The following is a 15,539-nucleotide window of genomic DNA, read 5'->3' as shown; positions in this document are numbered from 1 at the left end:
GAGAGGGCGGTCAGTGCGTCCGGGCGCGGCGCGGGGTGTACCGACATGACCGAAACATCGCATCAGTCCGACCCTCTCCGCCGCGCGCGTCTTCGCTGGCGCGCACGGCGGGGCCTGCTGGAAAACGACCTGATTTTCGAGCGTTTTTTCAGCCGATATGAGCATGACCTCAGCGATGCCGACGTGGGCGCACTCACGCGCCTGCTCGAGCTGAGCGATAACGACCTGATGGACTTGCTGCTCGCGCGCAAGGAACCAGAAGGCGATCTGGCCGACCCGGACGTGGTCCGGGTTCTGGAGTTGCTGCGCAACGCTTGAGCGCCGCCAGTCCGTTGTTCCAGGCGTGCAATTATCGAAACCCTGTATCCATACTTCGATTGAGGATGTGCTATGACCCCGTCAGATGTTAAAGCCACGCTATCGTTCAGCGACAATTCGCCGAGCGTCGAAATGCCGATTTACAAGGGCACGATTGGCCCGGATGTGATCGACATTCGCAAACTGTACGGCCAGACCGGCAAATTCACGTACGACCCGGGCTTCATGTCGACGGCGGCGTGCAATTCGGCGATTACCTACATCGACGGCGACAAGGGCGAACTGCTCTACCGCGGCTACGCGATCGACAACCTCGCGCAAAACGCCGACTTTCTCGAAACCTGCTACCTGCTGCTGAACGGCGAGCTGCCGAACCAGAAGCAGAAGACCGAATTCGTCGGCACCGTCACGAGGCACACGATGGTGCACGAGCAGATGCAGTTCTTCTTCCGCGGCTTCCGCCGCGACGCGCATCCGATGGCGATTCTGGTCGCCGCGGTCGGCGCGCTGTCCGCGTTCTATCACGACTCGCTCGACATCAATAACCCGCATCACCGCGAAGTGTCGGCGATTCGCATGATCGCGAAGCTGCCCACGCTGGTCGCGATGGCGTACAAGTACAGCATCGGCCAGCCGTTCGTGTATCCGAAGAACGACCTGTCGTACAGCGCGAACTTCATGCGCATGATGTTCTCGAACCCGTGCGAAGAGTACGAGGTCAACGACGTGCTGGTGCGCGCGCTCGACCGTATCCTGATCCTGCACGCTGACCACGAGCAGAATGCGTCGACGTCGACCGTGCGGCTCGCCGGTTCGTCGGGCGCGAATCCGTTCGCGTGTATCGCGGCGGGTATCGCGTGTCTGTGGGGCCCGGCGCACGGCGGCGCGAACGAAGCCGCGCTGACCATGCTGGAAGAAATCGGCTCGGTCGACAACATTCCTGAGTTCATCAAGCAGGTGAAGGACAAGAACTCGGGCGTGAAGCTGATGGGCTTCGGCCACCGCGTGTACAAGAACTACGACCCGCGCGCGAAGCTGATGCGCGAGACCTGCTACGAAGTGCTCGAAGAGCTGGGCCTGCACGACGATCCGCTGTTCAAGCTCGCGATGGAACTCGAAAAGATCGCGCTGGAAGACGAATACTTCGTGTCGCGCAAGCTGTACCCGAACGTCGACTTCTACTCGGGTATCGTGCAGCGCGCGCTGGGCATTCCGACGTCGATGTTCACGTGTATCTTCGCGATGGCACGCACGGTTGGCTGGATCGCGCAGTGGAACGAAATGATCGCCGATCCCGAGCAGAAGATTGGCCGTCCGCGTCAGCTGTTCATCGGCGAGACGCTGCGTGAAGCGAAGCCGATCGCACAGCGCTGATCGCTGATCGACCTCGATACGCGCGCTTCGCAGCGGCATTCGTGCCGTGCAAAAGCGCGAAATCCGAGTGAATAAAACGCCTCGACGGGTCTACCGTTGGGGCGTTTTCCGTTTCGGCGGCAGCTACGCGTCGCTGGGGCCAACGCTTGCCGGGTAACGACGATACAGGTATTGCCACTACCAGCCAACTCCATGTTTTTTATCGGTTTTTTCGTCGGCTGAGCAGCCCATCGCGGCGTGCAGCGTGGCATAATCAATCGACACAGTCAGCCCGCAGTCATTACTACCCCGCATACCATGGCACAGACCCTCTACGACAAATTGTGGAACACGCACGTGGTCCACACGGAAGACGACGGCACCACGATTCTCTACATCGACCGTCACCTGCTGCATGAAGTGACCAGCCCGCAGGCGTTCGAAGGCCTGAAAATCGCCCAGCGTCCGGTGTGGCGCATCAGCGCGAACCTGGCCGTGTCCGACCACAACGTGCCGACCACGGACCGCAGCCACGGCATCGCCGATCCGGTGTCGAAGCTGCAGGTCGATACGCTCGACGCCAACTGCGACGCCTTCGGCATCACCCAGTTCAAGATGAACGACCTGCGTCAGGGCATCGTTCACATCATCGGGCCGGAACAGGGCGCCACGCTGCCGGGTATGACGATCGTCTGCGGCGACTCGCACACGTCCACGCACGGCGCGTTCGGCGCGCTCGCGCACGGCATCGGCACGTCGGAAGTCGAGCACGTGCTGGCCACGCAAACGCTGCTGCAGAAGAAGAGCAAGAACATGCTCGTGAAGGTCGAGGGCCAATTGCCGCGCGGCTGTACCGCGAAGGACATCGTGCTCGCGATCATCGGCAAGATCGGCACCGCGGGCGGCACCGGCTACGCGATCGAATTCGGCGGCTCGACGATCCGTTCGCTGACAATGGAAGGCCGCATGACGGTCTGCAACATGGCGATCGAAGCGGGCGCGCGCGCCGGCATGGTCGCCGTCGACGACACCACGGTCGAATACCTGAAAGGCCGTCCGTTCTCGCCGCAGGGCGTCGAGTGGGATCACGCGGTCGAGTACTGGAAGCAGTTCAAGTCGGACGACGGAGCGCATTTCGATCGCGTGGTCGAGTTGAACGCCGCCGAAATCGTGCCGCAGGTCACCTGGGGCACGTCGCCGGAAATGGTCACGCCGATCGACGGCCGCGTGCCGGATCCGGAGCGCGAAAAGGACCCGGTCAAGCGCGACGCGATGGAGCGCGCGCTCAAGTACATGGCGCTCGAGCCGAACGCGCCGATCGAGTCGATCAAGCCGGATAAAATCTTTATCGGGTCGTGCACCAACGCGCGCATCGAAGACATTCGCGCCGCGGCTTACGTCGTGAAGAAGCTCGGCCGTCGCGTCGCGCCGAACATCCGTCTGGCGATGGTCGTGCCGGGTTCGGGTCTCGTGAAGGCGCAGGCGGAGCGTGAAGGCCTCGACAAGGTCTTTACCGAGGCCGGTTTCGAATGGCGCGAGCCGGGCTGCTCGATGTGTCTGGCAATGAACGCCGACCGGCTCGAGCCGGGCGAGCGTTGCGCGTCCACGTCGAACCGCAATTTCGAAGGTCGTCAGGGCGCTGGTGGCCGCACGCACCTGGTGAGCCCCGCAATGGCCGCGGCTGCGGCCATCGAAGGGCATTTCGTCGACATTCGCAAGCTCGGATAAATCGCAGATGAAGAACATGAATCGCATCACTCTATTGCGCCGCTTCGCACTCGGCACGTTCGCCGGGCTCCTGCTCGGTCTTGCCGGCTGCAACACGGTGCACGGATTCGGCCAGGACATGTCGCACCTCGGCAATTCGATCAGCAATCACGCTGAGAAATAAGCGGTTTTTGATTTTTGCCGGCGATACGGCGCGGGGGTTCCAGCCGCCAGTCGCATCGCCCGGTCCTGAACAGGCGCAAGCGTCATGGATAAATTCATCGTACACACCGGCGTCGTGGCGCCGCTCGATCGCGAGAACGTCGACACGGACGCGATCATTCCGAAGCAGTTCCTGAAGTCGATCAAGCGCACGGGTTTCGGTCCGAATGCGTTCGACGAATGGCGCTACCTCGACCACGGCGAACCGGGTCAAGACAACTCGAAGCGTCCGCTGAACCCGGATTTCGTGCTGAACCAGCCGCGCTACCAGGGCGCCTCGGTGCTGCTCGCGCGCAAGAATTTTGGCTGCGGCAGCTCGCGCGAACACGCGCCCTGGGCGTTGCAGCAATACGGCTTTCGCGCGCTGATCGCGCCGAGCTTCGCGGACATCTTCTACAACAACTGCTTCAAGAACGGCGTGCTGCCGATCGTGCTGACCGAACAGCAGGTCGATCATCTGTTCAACGAGACGTATGCGTTCAACGGCTTCGAGCTGACGATCGACCTCGAAGCGCAAGTCGTGCGCACGGCCGACGGCGGCACCGAATATCCGTTCGAAGTCGCGGCGTTCCGCAAGTATTGTCTGCTGAACGGGTTCGACGACATCGGCCTCACGCTGCGTCACGCGGACAAGATTCGCCAATTCGAAGCGGAGCGTCTCGCGAAGCAACCGTGGCTGAACAATCGCCTCGTCCGTTAAGCGAAACCGTGAGGGCGTCAGGGGCGTGAAGTCCGCGCGCCAATGTCGGTTTGCGCCAGAAGATCCGAACAAAATCATCAAGGAATTCGCATGAAGATCGCAGTGTTGCCGGGCGACGGCATCGGTCCCGAAATCGTCAAGGAGGCCGTCAAGGTCCTGAACGTGCTCGGCGAGAAGTTCGAACTCGAAGAAGCGCCGGTCGGCGGCGCGGGCTACGAAGCGAAGGGCCACCCGCTGCCGGACTCGACGCTCGCGCTCGCGAAGGAAGCCGACGCGATCCTGTTCGGCGCGGTCGGCGACTGGAAGTACGACAAGCTCGAACGCGCGCTGCGCCCTGAGCAGGCGATTCTCGGTCTGCGCAAGCACCTGGAACTTTTCGCGAACTTCCGTCCGGCGATCTGCTACCCGCAACTGACGGGCGCATCGTCGCTGAAGGAAGAGATCGTTTCGGGTCTCGACATCCTGATCGTGCGCGAACTGAACGGCGACATCTACTTCGGCGCGCCGCGCGGCGTGCGTACGTCGCCGGACGGCCTGTTCGCCGGCGCAAAGGAAGGCTTCGACACGATGCGCTATTCGGAACCCGAAGTGCGCCGCATCGCGCACGTCGCGTTCCAGGCGGCGCAAAAGCGCGGCAAGAAGCTCACCTCGGTCGATAAAGCCAACGTGCTCGAAACGTCGCAGTTCTGGAAGGACGTGATGATCGACGTGTCGAAGGAATACGCGGACGTCGAACTGTCGCACATGTACGTCGACAACGCGGCGATGCAGCTCGTGAAGGCGCCGAAGTCGTTCGACGTGATCGTGACCGGCAACATGTTCGGCGACATCCTGTCCGACGAGGCGGCCATGCTGACCGGCTCGATCGGCATGCTGCCGTCGGCATCGCTCGACAAGAACAACAAGGGCTTGTACGAGCCGTCGCATGGCTCCGCGCCGGATATCGCCGGCAAGGGCGTTGCCAATCCGCTCGCCACGATCCTGTCGGCCGCGATGATGCTGCGCTATTCGCTGAACAAGGCGGAGCAGGCCGATCGCATCGAAACCGCGGTGAAGAAGGTGCTCGAACAGGGCTATCGCACCGGCGACATTCTCACGCCGGGTTGCAAGCAGGTCGGCACCGCCGCGATGGGCGATGCCGTCGTGGCCGCGCTGTAAAACGCGTGCACCGCATGCGCTCGCAGAGCGAGGGCATGCGGTGGTCAGGTCAACGATACTGGCCTTTTAAAAACGCGAATCGGGCCTTGAAACAGGCCGATTTGCGCGTCATACGGCGAAGAGCGCCGCCAGTTTTCCGTTTTCGTGTATATTCTTGTGATGGCTCAGATCTCCCAAATCTCCTCGATTTCCAAAATGCACGGCACAACGGCCCGTGCGATCGAGTTCGCCATTACCATCAAAACCATTACCCCGAAAACGATCACGAAGCGCTGATCGTCCGTCGTGCCCGCCCATCTTCCCCGCGCGGTCACTGCGGGCAAAGACGCGGGGAAGTTTCCATTCGAAGGGTATGAAGTCATGAACGTAGGTCTCGTAGGTTGGCGCGGCATGGTCGGCAGCGTCCTGATGCAACGCATGCAGCAGGAAGGCGATTTCGACTTGATCGAACCGGTGTTTTTCAGCACCAGCAACGCAGGCGGCAACGCGCCGTCGTTCGCCAAAAACGAGACCAAGCTCAAAGATGCGACAAGCATCGAAAATCTGAAGAAGTGCGACGCGATCATTTCCTGCCAGGGCGGTGACTACACGAACGAAGTGTTCCCGAAGCTGCGCGCGGCGGGCTGGAACGGCTACTGGATCGACGCGGCATCGTCGCTGCGCATGAAGGACGACGCGGTCATCATTCTCGATCCGGTCAACCTCGACGTGATCAAGAACGCGCTCGTCAAAGGCCAGAAGAATTTCATCGGCGGTAACTGCACGGTCAGCCTGATGCTGATGGCATTAGGCGGCCTGTTCCGCGAAAACCTCGTCGACTGGATGACGGCCATGACTTATCAGGCCGCATCCGGCGCGGGCGCGCAGAACATGCGCGAATTGCTGTCGCAAATGGGCACGCTGCACGGCGCGGTGAAGAACGAACTGGCAGACCCGGCTTCGGCGATTCTCGACATCGACCGCCGCGTGCTCGAAGCGATGAACAGCGACAGCATGCCGACCGACCACTTCGGCGTACCGCTCGCGGGCTCGTTGATTCCGTGGATCGACAAGGATCTCGGCAACGGCATGTCGAAGGAAGAGTGGAAGGGCGGCGCGGAAACCAACAAGATCCTCGGCAAGCCGGCTATGGGCACGCCTGGTTCGATTCCCGTCGATGGTCTGTGCGTGCGGATCGGCGCAATGCGCTGCCATTCGCAAGCGCTCACGATCAAGCTGAACAAGGACGTGCCGCTCGACGAAGTGAACAGCATCCTCGCGTCGGGCAACGACTGGGTCAAGGTTGTGCCGAACGAACGCGAAGCGTCGATGCGCGATCTGTCCCCGGCGGTTGTCACCGGTACGCTGACGGTGCCGGTCGGCCGCGTGCGCAAGCTCGCGATGGGCGGCGAGTATCTGTCGGCCTTCACGGTCGGCGATCAGCTGCTGTGGGGCGCGGCTGAACCGCTGCGTCGTATGCTTCGCATTGTGCTCGACAAGTAAAGTAAACTACGCGCTCACGACGCGTAGACAACTCAAGAAGCGTCGCGCTTGCGCGGCGCTTTTTTCATTGTGTGCTTCGATCATCTTGTCTCTTTCCACTCGCAAAAAAGGCTGCGCGCTGACGCGCCCAGGAGTCCCGATGAACTTTCGACGCTCCGCTCTTCGGGCTATGTCCATTCGTCACGAGAAGGTGCGAATCAGCAGCCGTCCGGCGGCGATGGCCGCTTGTGCCACTTTCGCCCTTGCGCTGCTCGGCGGAGGTGCGGGCAATGCGCTTGCCGCGCCGGCTAGTGCCACGAGCGCGCCGGATGCCGCTTCCGCTGTCAGTTCCACTACCGCTGTCGTTGCTGTCGCTGCGGGCTCTCAGTACACCGTACACGCAGGGCAGTCGCTGAACGATGTCGCGATCGCTATTACGCAGTCGCATGACCGGGCGGTACTCGCGCGCGCTACGCACGCATTGTTCGACACGAATCCGGCCGCGTTCATGAATCACGATCCGAGCCGGATGCGTGTAGGAGCGGTGTTGATCGTGCCGGCGCTCGATGCGTCGGGGGCCTTGGCGGTTTCGTCGACTGGGGCCGCGGCAGGGGCGTCGGAGTCCACGGCGGCTGCGCCCGCTGCCGCGCCGACTGCCGCGCCGGCCGCAGCGGCTGCCGCGAGCACGGCGAGTGCAGTCGCGCAGGTCAACGCCGCCGCCGCGAGTGCGGCCAGCGCGGCGGCTCAAGCGACGACGCCAGCCGCATCCACGGTTTCCGGCGCGGCCAGCGCGGCGGTATCGACCGGCGCGGCGGCGGGCGGTGCGGTTTCGTCCGCGCCTGTGGCCGGTTCGGCGCCGGTGGCGACGAGTGGCACGCGGGAATGGGCCGGATCGATTCAACCGGCGGCGAGCGCGCCCGCCGGACAAGCGCCGTCGGCAGCGGCAGCGGCCGCGCAGGCGGCTTCGCAGCCGCATCCGCAGGTGTCGAGTCTGCAGCAATTGCTGGCGCTGAAAAACCGCGTGCTGATGGAGTTGCAGAAGCACGGTATCGGCGGCGCGCCCGTCGCTTCAGGCCCAACGCCGACGAGCGCTGCGCAGCCGGCACCGGCAGGTTCCGCTGCGACCGCGGCCGTGGCGCCGGAGCATGCGAATGTGACGACGTCGCCGTCGAATGAGGCCGGCATCTCTCAGCGCGATTTGAGCATCGCGGCGGCCGTGGGCGCGGCACTGATCGTTCTGCTCGCTGCTCTGCGCATGGGTCGCCGCAAGCGCGATAAAGAGGCCGCGGCACGGGCCGCCCAGGCAACTGATGCAGAAATGGCGAGACCCGCGCGTGAGGCCGATTCGCGCAATGGCAGCGCGGCGGAGGGGCAGGCGGCGGTCACGGAGGGATCGGACGCGCAAGATCAAGAGGTTGCACGGCAGGCCGCAGCAGCAGAGCATGCGGCTGCGGAACGTGCGGCAGCCGAACAGGCAGCGGCAGAAAGCGCGGCTGCGGAGCGGGTAGCAGCGGAGCGCACGGTGGCCGAGGCGGCGGCGGCCAAGCGCGCCGCAGCGGAACGTGCGGCTGCGGAACGTGCAGCAGCCGAGCAAGCCGCAGCAGAAAGCGCGGCAGCCGAACGTGCAGCAGTCGAGCAAGCCGCAGCGGAAAGTGCAGCAGCCGAGCAGACGGCAGCGGAGCGAGCCGCAGCAGAGCGAGCAGCGGCCGGAGAACACGCCGCGGCGGAACAAGCAGCAGCGGAACAAGCAGCAGCCGAACAAGCAGCAGCACGCGTCGCCGCCGAACATGCGGAAGCGGAACGCATAGCAGCAGAACGCAGCGCATCCGAGCGCGCCGCAGAAGAACAGGCGGCACAGCAAGCAGGCACGCCCGAACCTACTGCACCAACGGCGCCACTCGCCAGCATCCCGCTACCCAGCCAAAGCGAACTGTCCAGCGAACCACCGGCGGTCGCAGCCGCCCATGACGAGACGCTGCTCTCCGCCGCGACGGCCGCCAATCTCGCCGCCGCGGCAGAACTCGGCGCCGACGCGTTGCCGCTGGGACCGCTCGAACCGGTTGGCGCCGCGGCGCAGGACGAGAACGCGCATCGCCTGCAATGGGACGAGGAACCCACAGAAAGTCCGACCGCGGAGAAAACGACAGGCACGACGACAACCCCGAGCTCAAGCGCCGCGGAACCGCCCTCGACAGCGTCGCACACCGCGACGGCCGAACCGCAGTCCCCCTTGAACGTTCCACCCCCAGTGATCGATTTCACGCAACATCAGATCGAACCGCGCGCCACTACGTCGTTCGGTCAGCCGTTCAGCGACATCCCCGTGCCTACGGAACCCGCGCCGTCCGCACCGACCGAGTTCCCGCGCGAGGCCGTCGACGCGTTCGGCAGCCTCAACATGCCGCTGCCGCCGCGCATCGAAGTGCCCACCGTCGGCGAAGCGGAGCCTTCCACGTCGCTTTCGACGCAACCGGTCGCATCGCCCGACACGACCGCGCAGCAGGCCTTCGGCGTCCATGGCGCGGACGACGACGCCCCGCACATCGCCGACCAGATCGCCGCCGGCACAGCCGGCCACGGCGCCGTCGCGGGCCTCGGCGCGGCCGGCTTCGGCGCGCTGAAGCTCGACTTCGACCTCGAGTTGCCGCCGAGCCCGGCTCAGCCATTGCCGGCCTTCACACCGGCCGATCTCGGCCGCATCGCGCGCAACAAGCTGGAGTTGGCCTCCGAGTACATCGAGCTCGGCGATCTGGCGGGCGCCCGCGCGCTCATCAACGAAGTGATCGAAGCAAACGATCCAGCCACGCGCACCGAAGCCCGCGCGTTGCTTTCGACTCTCGCACCGCTGTCGTGAAGCGCATCGCATTGGGCGTGCAATACGACGGCGCCGCGTTCACTGGATGGCAGTCGCAGCCGCATGGCAACACGGTACAGGACGAGCTCGAACGGGCGCTGCGCGAATTCATGCGCACGCCCGTGCAGACGGTGGTCGCCGGCCGCACCGACCGCGGTGTGCATGGCTTGGGTCAGGTCGTGCATTTCGACACCGACCTCGATCGTCTCGAGATCTCCTGGGTGCGCGGCCCGAACGCGTTTCTGCCGAAGACGATCGCCGTGCAATGGGCCAAGCCGATGCCCGACGATTTTCACGCGCGGTTTTCGGCATTCGAGCGGACCTATTACTACGTGCTGTACGTAAGTCCGGTTCGCTCGCCGATGCTCACGACGCGCGCCGGCTGGGTGCACACGCCACTCGACGTCGACGCGATGCGCTCGGCCGCCGAGCACCTGATCGGCGGGCATGACTTTTCGGCGTTTCGTTCGTCGCAATGCCAGTCGAAGACGCCGTTCAAGCACCTGTACCAGATCGACGTCAAACGACAGGGTAACTTCGTGCATTTCCGCTTCCGCGCGAACGCGTTCCTGCATCACATGGTGCGCAACGTGATGGGCTGTCTGATCGAAATCGGCAGCGGCCGCCGCCCGGCCGCGTGGATGGCCGACGTGCTCGCGAGCCGTAGCCGCGATTGCGCGGCGCCGACCTTCATGCCCGACGGCTTGTACCTCGCGCAAGTGGGCTATCCTGAGCGATTCGGCGTGCCCGACCCGGCGACGGGCAGCGTGCCGTGGAGCAGCGTATGGACCGAACAACCGGAAACATGAAAGCAGCAGAGAACCCCGCCATTCAGACCGACGCCACCGCCTTGCAAGGCGTGCCACATCGCACGCGCATCAAGCTGTGCGGACTGTCGAAACCCGTCGACATTGCACACGCGATCGACCTCGGCGCCGACGCGATCGGCCTCGTGTTCTATCCGCCGAGCCCGCGCGCGGTGAGCGTCGCGCAAGCGGTCGAACTCGTGCACGAGGTGCCGCCGTTCGTGTCGGTCGTCGGTCTGTTCGTCAACGCTACGCCGGAATGGGTTCACGAAGTCGCGAGCAACGTCAACCTGACGCTGTTGCAGTTCCACGGCGACGAGACGCCTGAGCAGTGCGAGGCGCTCGCCGGCGTTGCGGGTTTGCCTTGGTTGCGCGCGTTGCGAGTTGCGGCGGATACTCGGTCGGCCGATTTGGTAAAATCGGCGTTCAACTATTCAGCAGCCAGTGGTCTTCTGTTCGACACCCATGTCGAAGGCTACGGCGGCGGTGGGAAGGTTTTCGATTGGTCACTTATTCCAGCAGAGCTCGCGCATCGGGCCGTTTTGAGTGGTGGGTTGAACGCGCAAAACGTCAGTGATGCGATCCATCGCGTGCGCCCGTACGCGGTCGATGTCTCGAGCGGCATCGAAGTAGCGGGCGCCCGGGGCGTGAAGGATCACGCCCGGATGGCGGCATTCGTACGCGCGGTGCGCGCTGCGGACGCTGAATGATTCAGGCTCGCGGGCGCTTTCCGATGAAAGCCGCGAGCCATCCTGAGAAGAGTGATCACCATGTACAACTTGCCTGACGAAAGAGGCCACTTCGGCCAATTTGGTGGTGTGTTCGTCGCCGAAACGCTGTTTTCCGCACTCAACGAGTTGCGTGAAGCGTACGAGAAATATCAGAAAGACCCGGAGTTCGTCGCCGAGTACGAGCGCGAATTGAAGTATTTCGTGGGTCGCCCGTCCCCGATCTATCACGCCCAGCGCTGGAGCGAATTGCTCGGCGGCGCGCAGGTTTATCTGAAGCGTGAAGACCTGAATCACACCGGCGCGCACAAGATCAACAACGTGATCGGCCAGGCGCTGCTCGCCAAGCGCATGGGCAAGCCGCGCGTGATCGCTGAGACCGGCGCCGGTCAGCACGGCGTGGCCACGGCAACAATCTGCGCGCGCTTCGGTATGGAGTGCGTGGTGTACATGGGCGCCGAGGACGTGCGCCGCCAGGCCGCGAACGTTTATCGCATGAAACTGCTCGGCGCGACGGTCGTGCCGGTCGAATCGGGGTCGCGCACGCTGAAGGACGCGCTGAACGAAGCGATGCGCGACTGGGTCACCAACGTCGAAAACACGTTCTACATCATCGGCACGGTTGCGGGTCCGCATCCGTACCCGATGATGGTGCGCGACTTCCAGCGAGTGATCGGCGACGAATGCCGCGTGCAGATGCCAGAACTCGCTGGCCGCCAGCCGGACGCCGTCATCGCATGTGTTGGCGGCGGTTCGAATGCGATGGGGATCTTTTACCCGTATATCGACGATAATTCCGTGCAGTTGATCGGCGTCGAAGCGGCCGGCGACGGCCTCGAAACGGGTCGTCACGCGGCATCGCTGATCGGCGGTAGTCCCGGCGTGTTGCACGGTAACCGCACGTATCTGCTGCAAGACGAAGACGGCCAGATCATCGAGACCCATTCGGTGTCGGCAGGCCTCGACTACCCGGGCGTCGGCCCCGAGCATGCGTGGCTAAAAGAGAGCAATCGCGCTCAATACGTAGGCATCACCGACGAAGAAGCCCTGAAGGCGTTCCACGATTGCTGCCGCATCGAGGGCATTATTCCTGCGCTGGAGTCGAGCCACGCGCTCGCTTACGCTACGAAACTCGCGCCGACCTTGTCGAAAGACAAGATTCTGCTGGTCAACCTGTCGGGCCGCGGCGACAAGGACATGCACACGGTCGCTGAGCGATCGGGTATCCAGTTCTGAGCCGCGACGATGCGCGACGAGTTCGACGAGCCGCAGCCGGCGATTGAATCCACGAATCCGGCCGCCGATGTCCCGGCGGCCGCGGCATCCGCACCGCTGCTGGCGCACGTGCCGGCCGGCATTCAGCTGTTAAACCGCGATTTTCTAACCGATGTAGCGAACATTCCCGATGAGTCGATCGACCTGATCGTCTGCGATCCGCCTTATGGGTTGGGGAAGGACTATGGCAACGACTCGGACATGCGCACGGGCGAGGAATTTCTCGTCTGGACGCGCGGCTGGCTCGAGCTCGCTGTACCGAAGCTCAAGCCAACAGGGTCGCTCTATATCTTCTGCACCTGGCAATACGCGCCGGAAATCTTCAGTTTCCTGAAGACGAAACTCACGATGGTCAACGAAATCATCTGGGACCGGCGCGTGCCGAGTATGGGCGGCACCACGCGCCGCTTCACGTCAGTGCATGACAACATCGGTTTTTTCGCGGTGTCGAAGGACTACTTCTTCGATCTCGATCCCGTCCGCATCCCGTATGATGCAGTCACGAAGAAGGCGCGTTCGCGAAAGTTGTTCGAAGGAAGCAAGTGGTTGGAGCTTGGCTATAATCCGAAGGATGTCTGGTCGGTATCGCGTCTGCATCGGCAGCATGCCGAGCGCGTTGCGCATCCAACCCAGAAACCTCTGGAAATCGTCGAGCGGATGGTACTGTCCAGCTGCCCGAAGGGCGGCCGCGTGCTCGACCCATTCATGGGCAGCGGCACCACCGCAGTCGCTTGCGTCCGTCATCAGCGCGAATTCGTCGGCTATGAGATCAACGAGAGCTATTGTGCGATAGCGCGCGAGCGCGTCAGCGCCGCCGCTACGCCTGCTGCGCCCCGTCGGACCCGAGCCAGACCAAAAGTGCAGCCGTCGACCGAAGTGCAGTGAAAAGCGCGAGATGCGCCGCTAAGTTCGCCGAAAAGCGCGCGGCAATGGGCGCGCAATAGCCCTAATTCGAGAGTACTTCCATGTCCCGTATCAAGAACACGTTTGCCGCGCTGTCCGCCCAAGGTAAGAAAGGCCTGATCCCGTTCATGACCGCTGGCGACCCGGACCCGGCTCGCACGGTCGAGTTCATGCGCGCCCTCGCCGCCGGCGGCGCCGATGTGATCGAACTAGGCGTGCCGTTTTCCGACCCAATGGCAGACGGTCCTGTCATTCAGCAGTCGTCTGAACGCGCGCTCGCGAAGGGCGTGTCGTTACGCCATGTGCTGGCCGACGTCAAACGCTTCCGCGAAGCCGACGACAAAACCCCGGTCGTGCTGATGGGCTATGCGAATCCGATCGAGCGAATGGGCGCCGAGGCCTTCGCGAAAGCCGCGAAGGAAGCCGGTGTCGATGGCGTGCTGGTGGTCGACTATCCGCCTGAAGAGTGCGCAAACTTCGCGGAACAGATGCGATCTGCCGGGATCGATCCGATCTTTTTGCTCGCGCCGACTTCAACCGACGAACGTATTGCCGAAGTCGGCCGCATCGCCAGCGGCTACGTCTACTATGTGTCGCTGAAAGGGGTCACCGGCGCAGCAAATCTGGACGTTTCCAGCATCGCGAGTAAAATCCCGGCCATCAAGTCGCGCGTCCCCCTGCCGGTGGGCGTCGGTTTCGGCATTCGCGACGCGCAAACGGCGCGTGCGGTGGGCGAGGTGGCCGATGCCGTCGTGATCGGCAGCCGTATCGTTCAATTGCTCGAACAGGCAGCGCCCGACGCCGCTGCCGAGACGCTCACGCGTTTCGTTGCCGAGGTGCGCGAGGCGCTCGACAGCGTCGCGACTGCCCGATAACAGTTATTTTTTGTCGCGGTAACGTGAGCGGCGGGCTCGTCTCGCCGTTCGCGCGACTGCTGACCCAGAAGGATTCCCTATGAGCTGGCTCGATAAGCTGCTGCCGCCGAAAATCAAACAAACCGACCCGAAAAACCGCAAGGGAATTCCGGAAGGCCTGTGGATCAAGTGCCCGTCGTGCGAAGCCGTGCTGTATCGCAACGACGTCGAGGCCAATCTGCATGTTTGCCCCAAGTGCGACCATCACATGCGCATCGGCGCACGTGAGCGGCTCGACAGCCTGCTCGATCCGGAAGGCCGCTACGAAATCGGCCAGGAAATCGTTCCGGTCGACGCGCTGAAGTTCAAAGATAGCCGCAAGTACCCTGAGCGCATTAAAGAGGCGATGGACGAAACCGACGAGACCGACGCAATGGTCGTGATGGGCGGCGCGATTCACACGCTGCCGGTCGTCGTGGCGAACTTCGAGTTCTCGTTTATGGGCGGCTCGATGGGTTCGGTGGTCGGCGAGCGTTTCGCGCGCGGCGCGCAGAACGCGCTCGAACAGAAGGTGCCGTTCATCTGCTTCACCGCTTCGGGCGGCGCGCGGATGCAGGAAAGCTTGCTGTCGTTGATGCAGATGGCAAAGACCACTGCGATGCTCACGAAGCTGGCGGAAGCTAGGCTGCCATTCATCTCGGTGCTGACCGACCCGACGATGGGCGGCGTGTCCGCGAGTTTCGCATTCCTCGGCGACGTCGTGATCGCCGAACCGAAGGCGCTGATCGGCTTTGCTGGTCCGCGCGTGATCGAACAGACCGTGCGCGAGAAACTGCCGGAAGGCTTCCAACGCGCCGAGTTTCTGCTGCAAAAGGGCGCGATCGACATGATCGTCGATCGTCGCAAGCTGCGCGAAGAGATCGCGCAATTGCTGGCGCTGTTGAGCCATCAGCCGGCGGACGCGGTCGCGTAAAGGCCGGGCAGCACCGCATTTGCCGCTCTTTCGCCGCGCTGTCGAAGACGCGGCGGAGCCAGAGAAGCAATCAAAAAAATAGCGCGCCGCGTGAGCAATCAAGCGGCGCGCTGTCATTTCCAGGATAATTACCGTCGCCTGCGATGCGGCAGCGGTCGAAGCCGAAGCTGGCGCGGCTCAAGGCGCGGGTTTGTGCGCATAAACCGCGCAACGGCCTACGCCCATGA

14 protein-coding genes are annotated in these 15,539 nt (G+C 63.4%); all 14 read left to right on the top strand.

All coding sequences use genetic code 11. The features are described from left to right. Positions 1-45: 45 nt before the first annotated feature. The 14 genes from HDG37_RS19725 (at position 46) to accD (ending at position 15,312) form a co-directional block, all read left to right on the top strand. Entirely contained in the window at positions 46-318 is a 273-nt protein-coding gene (locus HDG37_RS19725; protein WP_018424116.1) for a succinate dehydrogenase assembly factor 2, read from the top strand. Positions 319-390: 72 nt separating this feature from the next. After that, entirely contained in the window at positions 391-1,692 is a 1,302-nt protein-coding gene (gltA, locus tag HDG37_RS19720; protein ID WP_184050559.1) for a citrate synthase, read from the top strand. A 297-nt stretch (positions 1,693-1,989) separates the two neighbouring features. Then, positions 1,990-3,399 (top strand): 3-isopropylmalate dehydratase large subunit, encoded by a 1,410-nt coding sequence (leuC, locus tag HDG37_RS19715; protein WP_090808290.1) that lies wholly within the window; start codon positions 1,990-1,992, stop codon positions 3,397-3,399. A 7-nt stretch (positions 3,400-3,406) separates the two neighbouring features. After that, positions 3,407-3,562 carry an entericidin A/B family lipoprotein gene (locus tag HDG37_RS19710; protein WP_221312081.1) on the top strand — a complete coding sequence of 52 codons (156 nt, stop codon included), beginning with the start codon at positions 3,407-3,409 and terminating at the stop codon, positions 3,560-3,562. An 84-nt stretch (positions 3,563-3,646) separates the two neighbouring features. After that, positions 3,647-4,300 carry a 3-isopropylmalate dehydratase small subunit gene (gene leuD, locus HDG37_RS19705; protein WP_018424120.1) on the top strand — a complete coding sequence of 218 codons (654 nt, stop codon included), beginning with the start codon at positions 3,647-3,649 and terminating at the stop codon, positions 4,298-4,300. Positions 4,301-4,390: 90 nt separating this feature from the next. After that, positions 4,391-5,458 carry a 3-isopropylmalate dehydrogenase gene (gene leuB, locus HDG37_RS19700; RefSeq protein ID WP_018433950.1) on the top strand — a complete coding sequence of 356 codons (1,068 nt, stop codon included), beginning with the start codon at positions 4,391-4,393 and terminating at the stop codon, positions 5,456-5,458. A 360-nt stretch (positions 5,459-5,818) separates the two neighbouring features. Continuing rightward, positions 5,819-6,940, top strand: a complete 1,122-nt coding sequence (asd, locus tag HDG37_RS19695; protein ID WP_184050555.1) for an aspartate-semialdehyde dehydrogenase — start codon at positions 5,819-5,821, stop codon at positions 6,938-6,940. Positions 6,941-7,079: 139 nt separating this feature from the next. Further along, positions 7,080-9,773 (top strand): FimV/HubP family polar landmark protein, encoded by a 2,694-nt coding sequence (locus tag HDG37_RS19690; protein WP_184050553.1) that lies wholly within the window; start codon positions 7,080-7,082, stop codon positions 9,771-9,773. Continuing rightward, a complete protein-coding gene (gene truA / locus HDG37_RS19685) occupies positions 9,770-10,582 on the top strand; it encodes a tRNA pseudouridine(38-40) synthase TruA (RefSeq protein WP_184050551.1) in 813 nt (270 codons plus the stop codon). Before HDG37_RS19690 ends, truA begins: the two co-directional genes overlap by 4 nt. Then, entirely contained in the window at positions 10,579-11,289 is a 711-nt protein-coding gene (locus tag HDG37_RS19680; RefSeq protein WP_184050778.1) for a phosphoribosylanthranilate isomerase, read from the top strand. The genes truA and HDG37_RS19680 overlap by 4 nt, the downstream gene beginning before the upstream one ends. Before the next feature lie 60 nt (positions 11,290-11,349). Beyond that, on the top strand, positions 11,350-12,543 hold the full coding sequence (gene trpB, locus HDG37_RS19675) for a tryptophan synthase subunit beta (RefSeq protein WP_184050549.1): 1,194 nt from the start codon (positions 11,350-11,352) through the stop codon (positions 12,541-12,543). Positions 12,544-12,552: 9 nt separating this feature from the next. Beyond that, positions 12,553-13,467 carry a site-specific DNA-methyltransferase gene (locus HDG37_RS19670; protein ID WP_184050547.1) on the top strand — a complete coding sequence of 305 codons (915 nt, stop codon included), beginning with the start codon at positions 12,553-12,555 and terminating at the stop codon, positions 13,465-13,467. Positions 13,468-13,547: 80 nt separating this feature from the next. Beyond that, positions 13,548-14,360 carry a tryptophan synthase subunit alpha gene (trpA, locus tag HDG37_RS19665; protein ID WP_184050545.1) on the top strand — a complete coding sequence of 271 codons (813 nt, stop codon included), beginning with the start codon at positions 13,548-13,550 and terminating at the stop codon, positions 14,358-14,360. 79 nt (positions 14,361-14,439) lie between these two features. Further along, positions 14,440-15,312 (top strand): acetyl-CoA carboxylase, carboxyltransferase subunit beta, encoded by an 873-nt coding sequence (gene accD, locus HDG37_RS19660; protein ID WP_090808311.1) that lies wholly within the window; start codon positions 14,440-14,442, stop codon positions 15,310-15,312. Positions 15,313-15,539 lie beyond the last annotated feature (227 nt).

It is taken from the genome of Paraburkholderia sp. MM5384-R2 (assembly GCF_014201025.1).
Classification (GTDB): Bacteria; Pseudomonadota; Gammaproteobacteria; order Burkholderiales; family Burkholderiaceae; genus Paraburkholderia; species Paraburkholderia tuberum.
The sequence above is the reverse complement of the archived record's forward strand: the minus strand, read 5'-3'. Positions and strand labels throughout refer to the sequence as shown.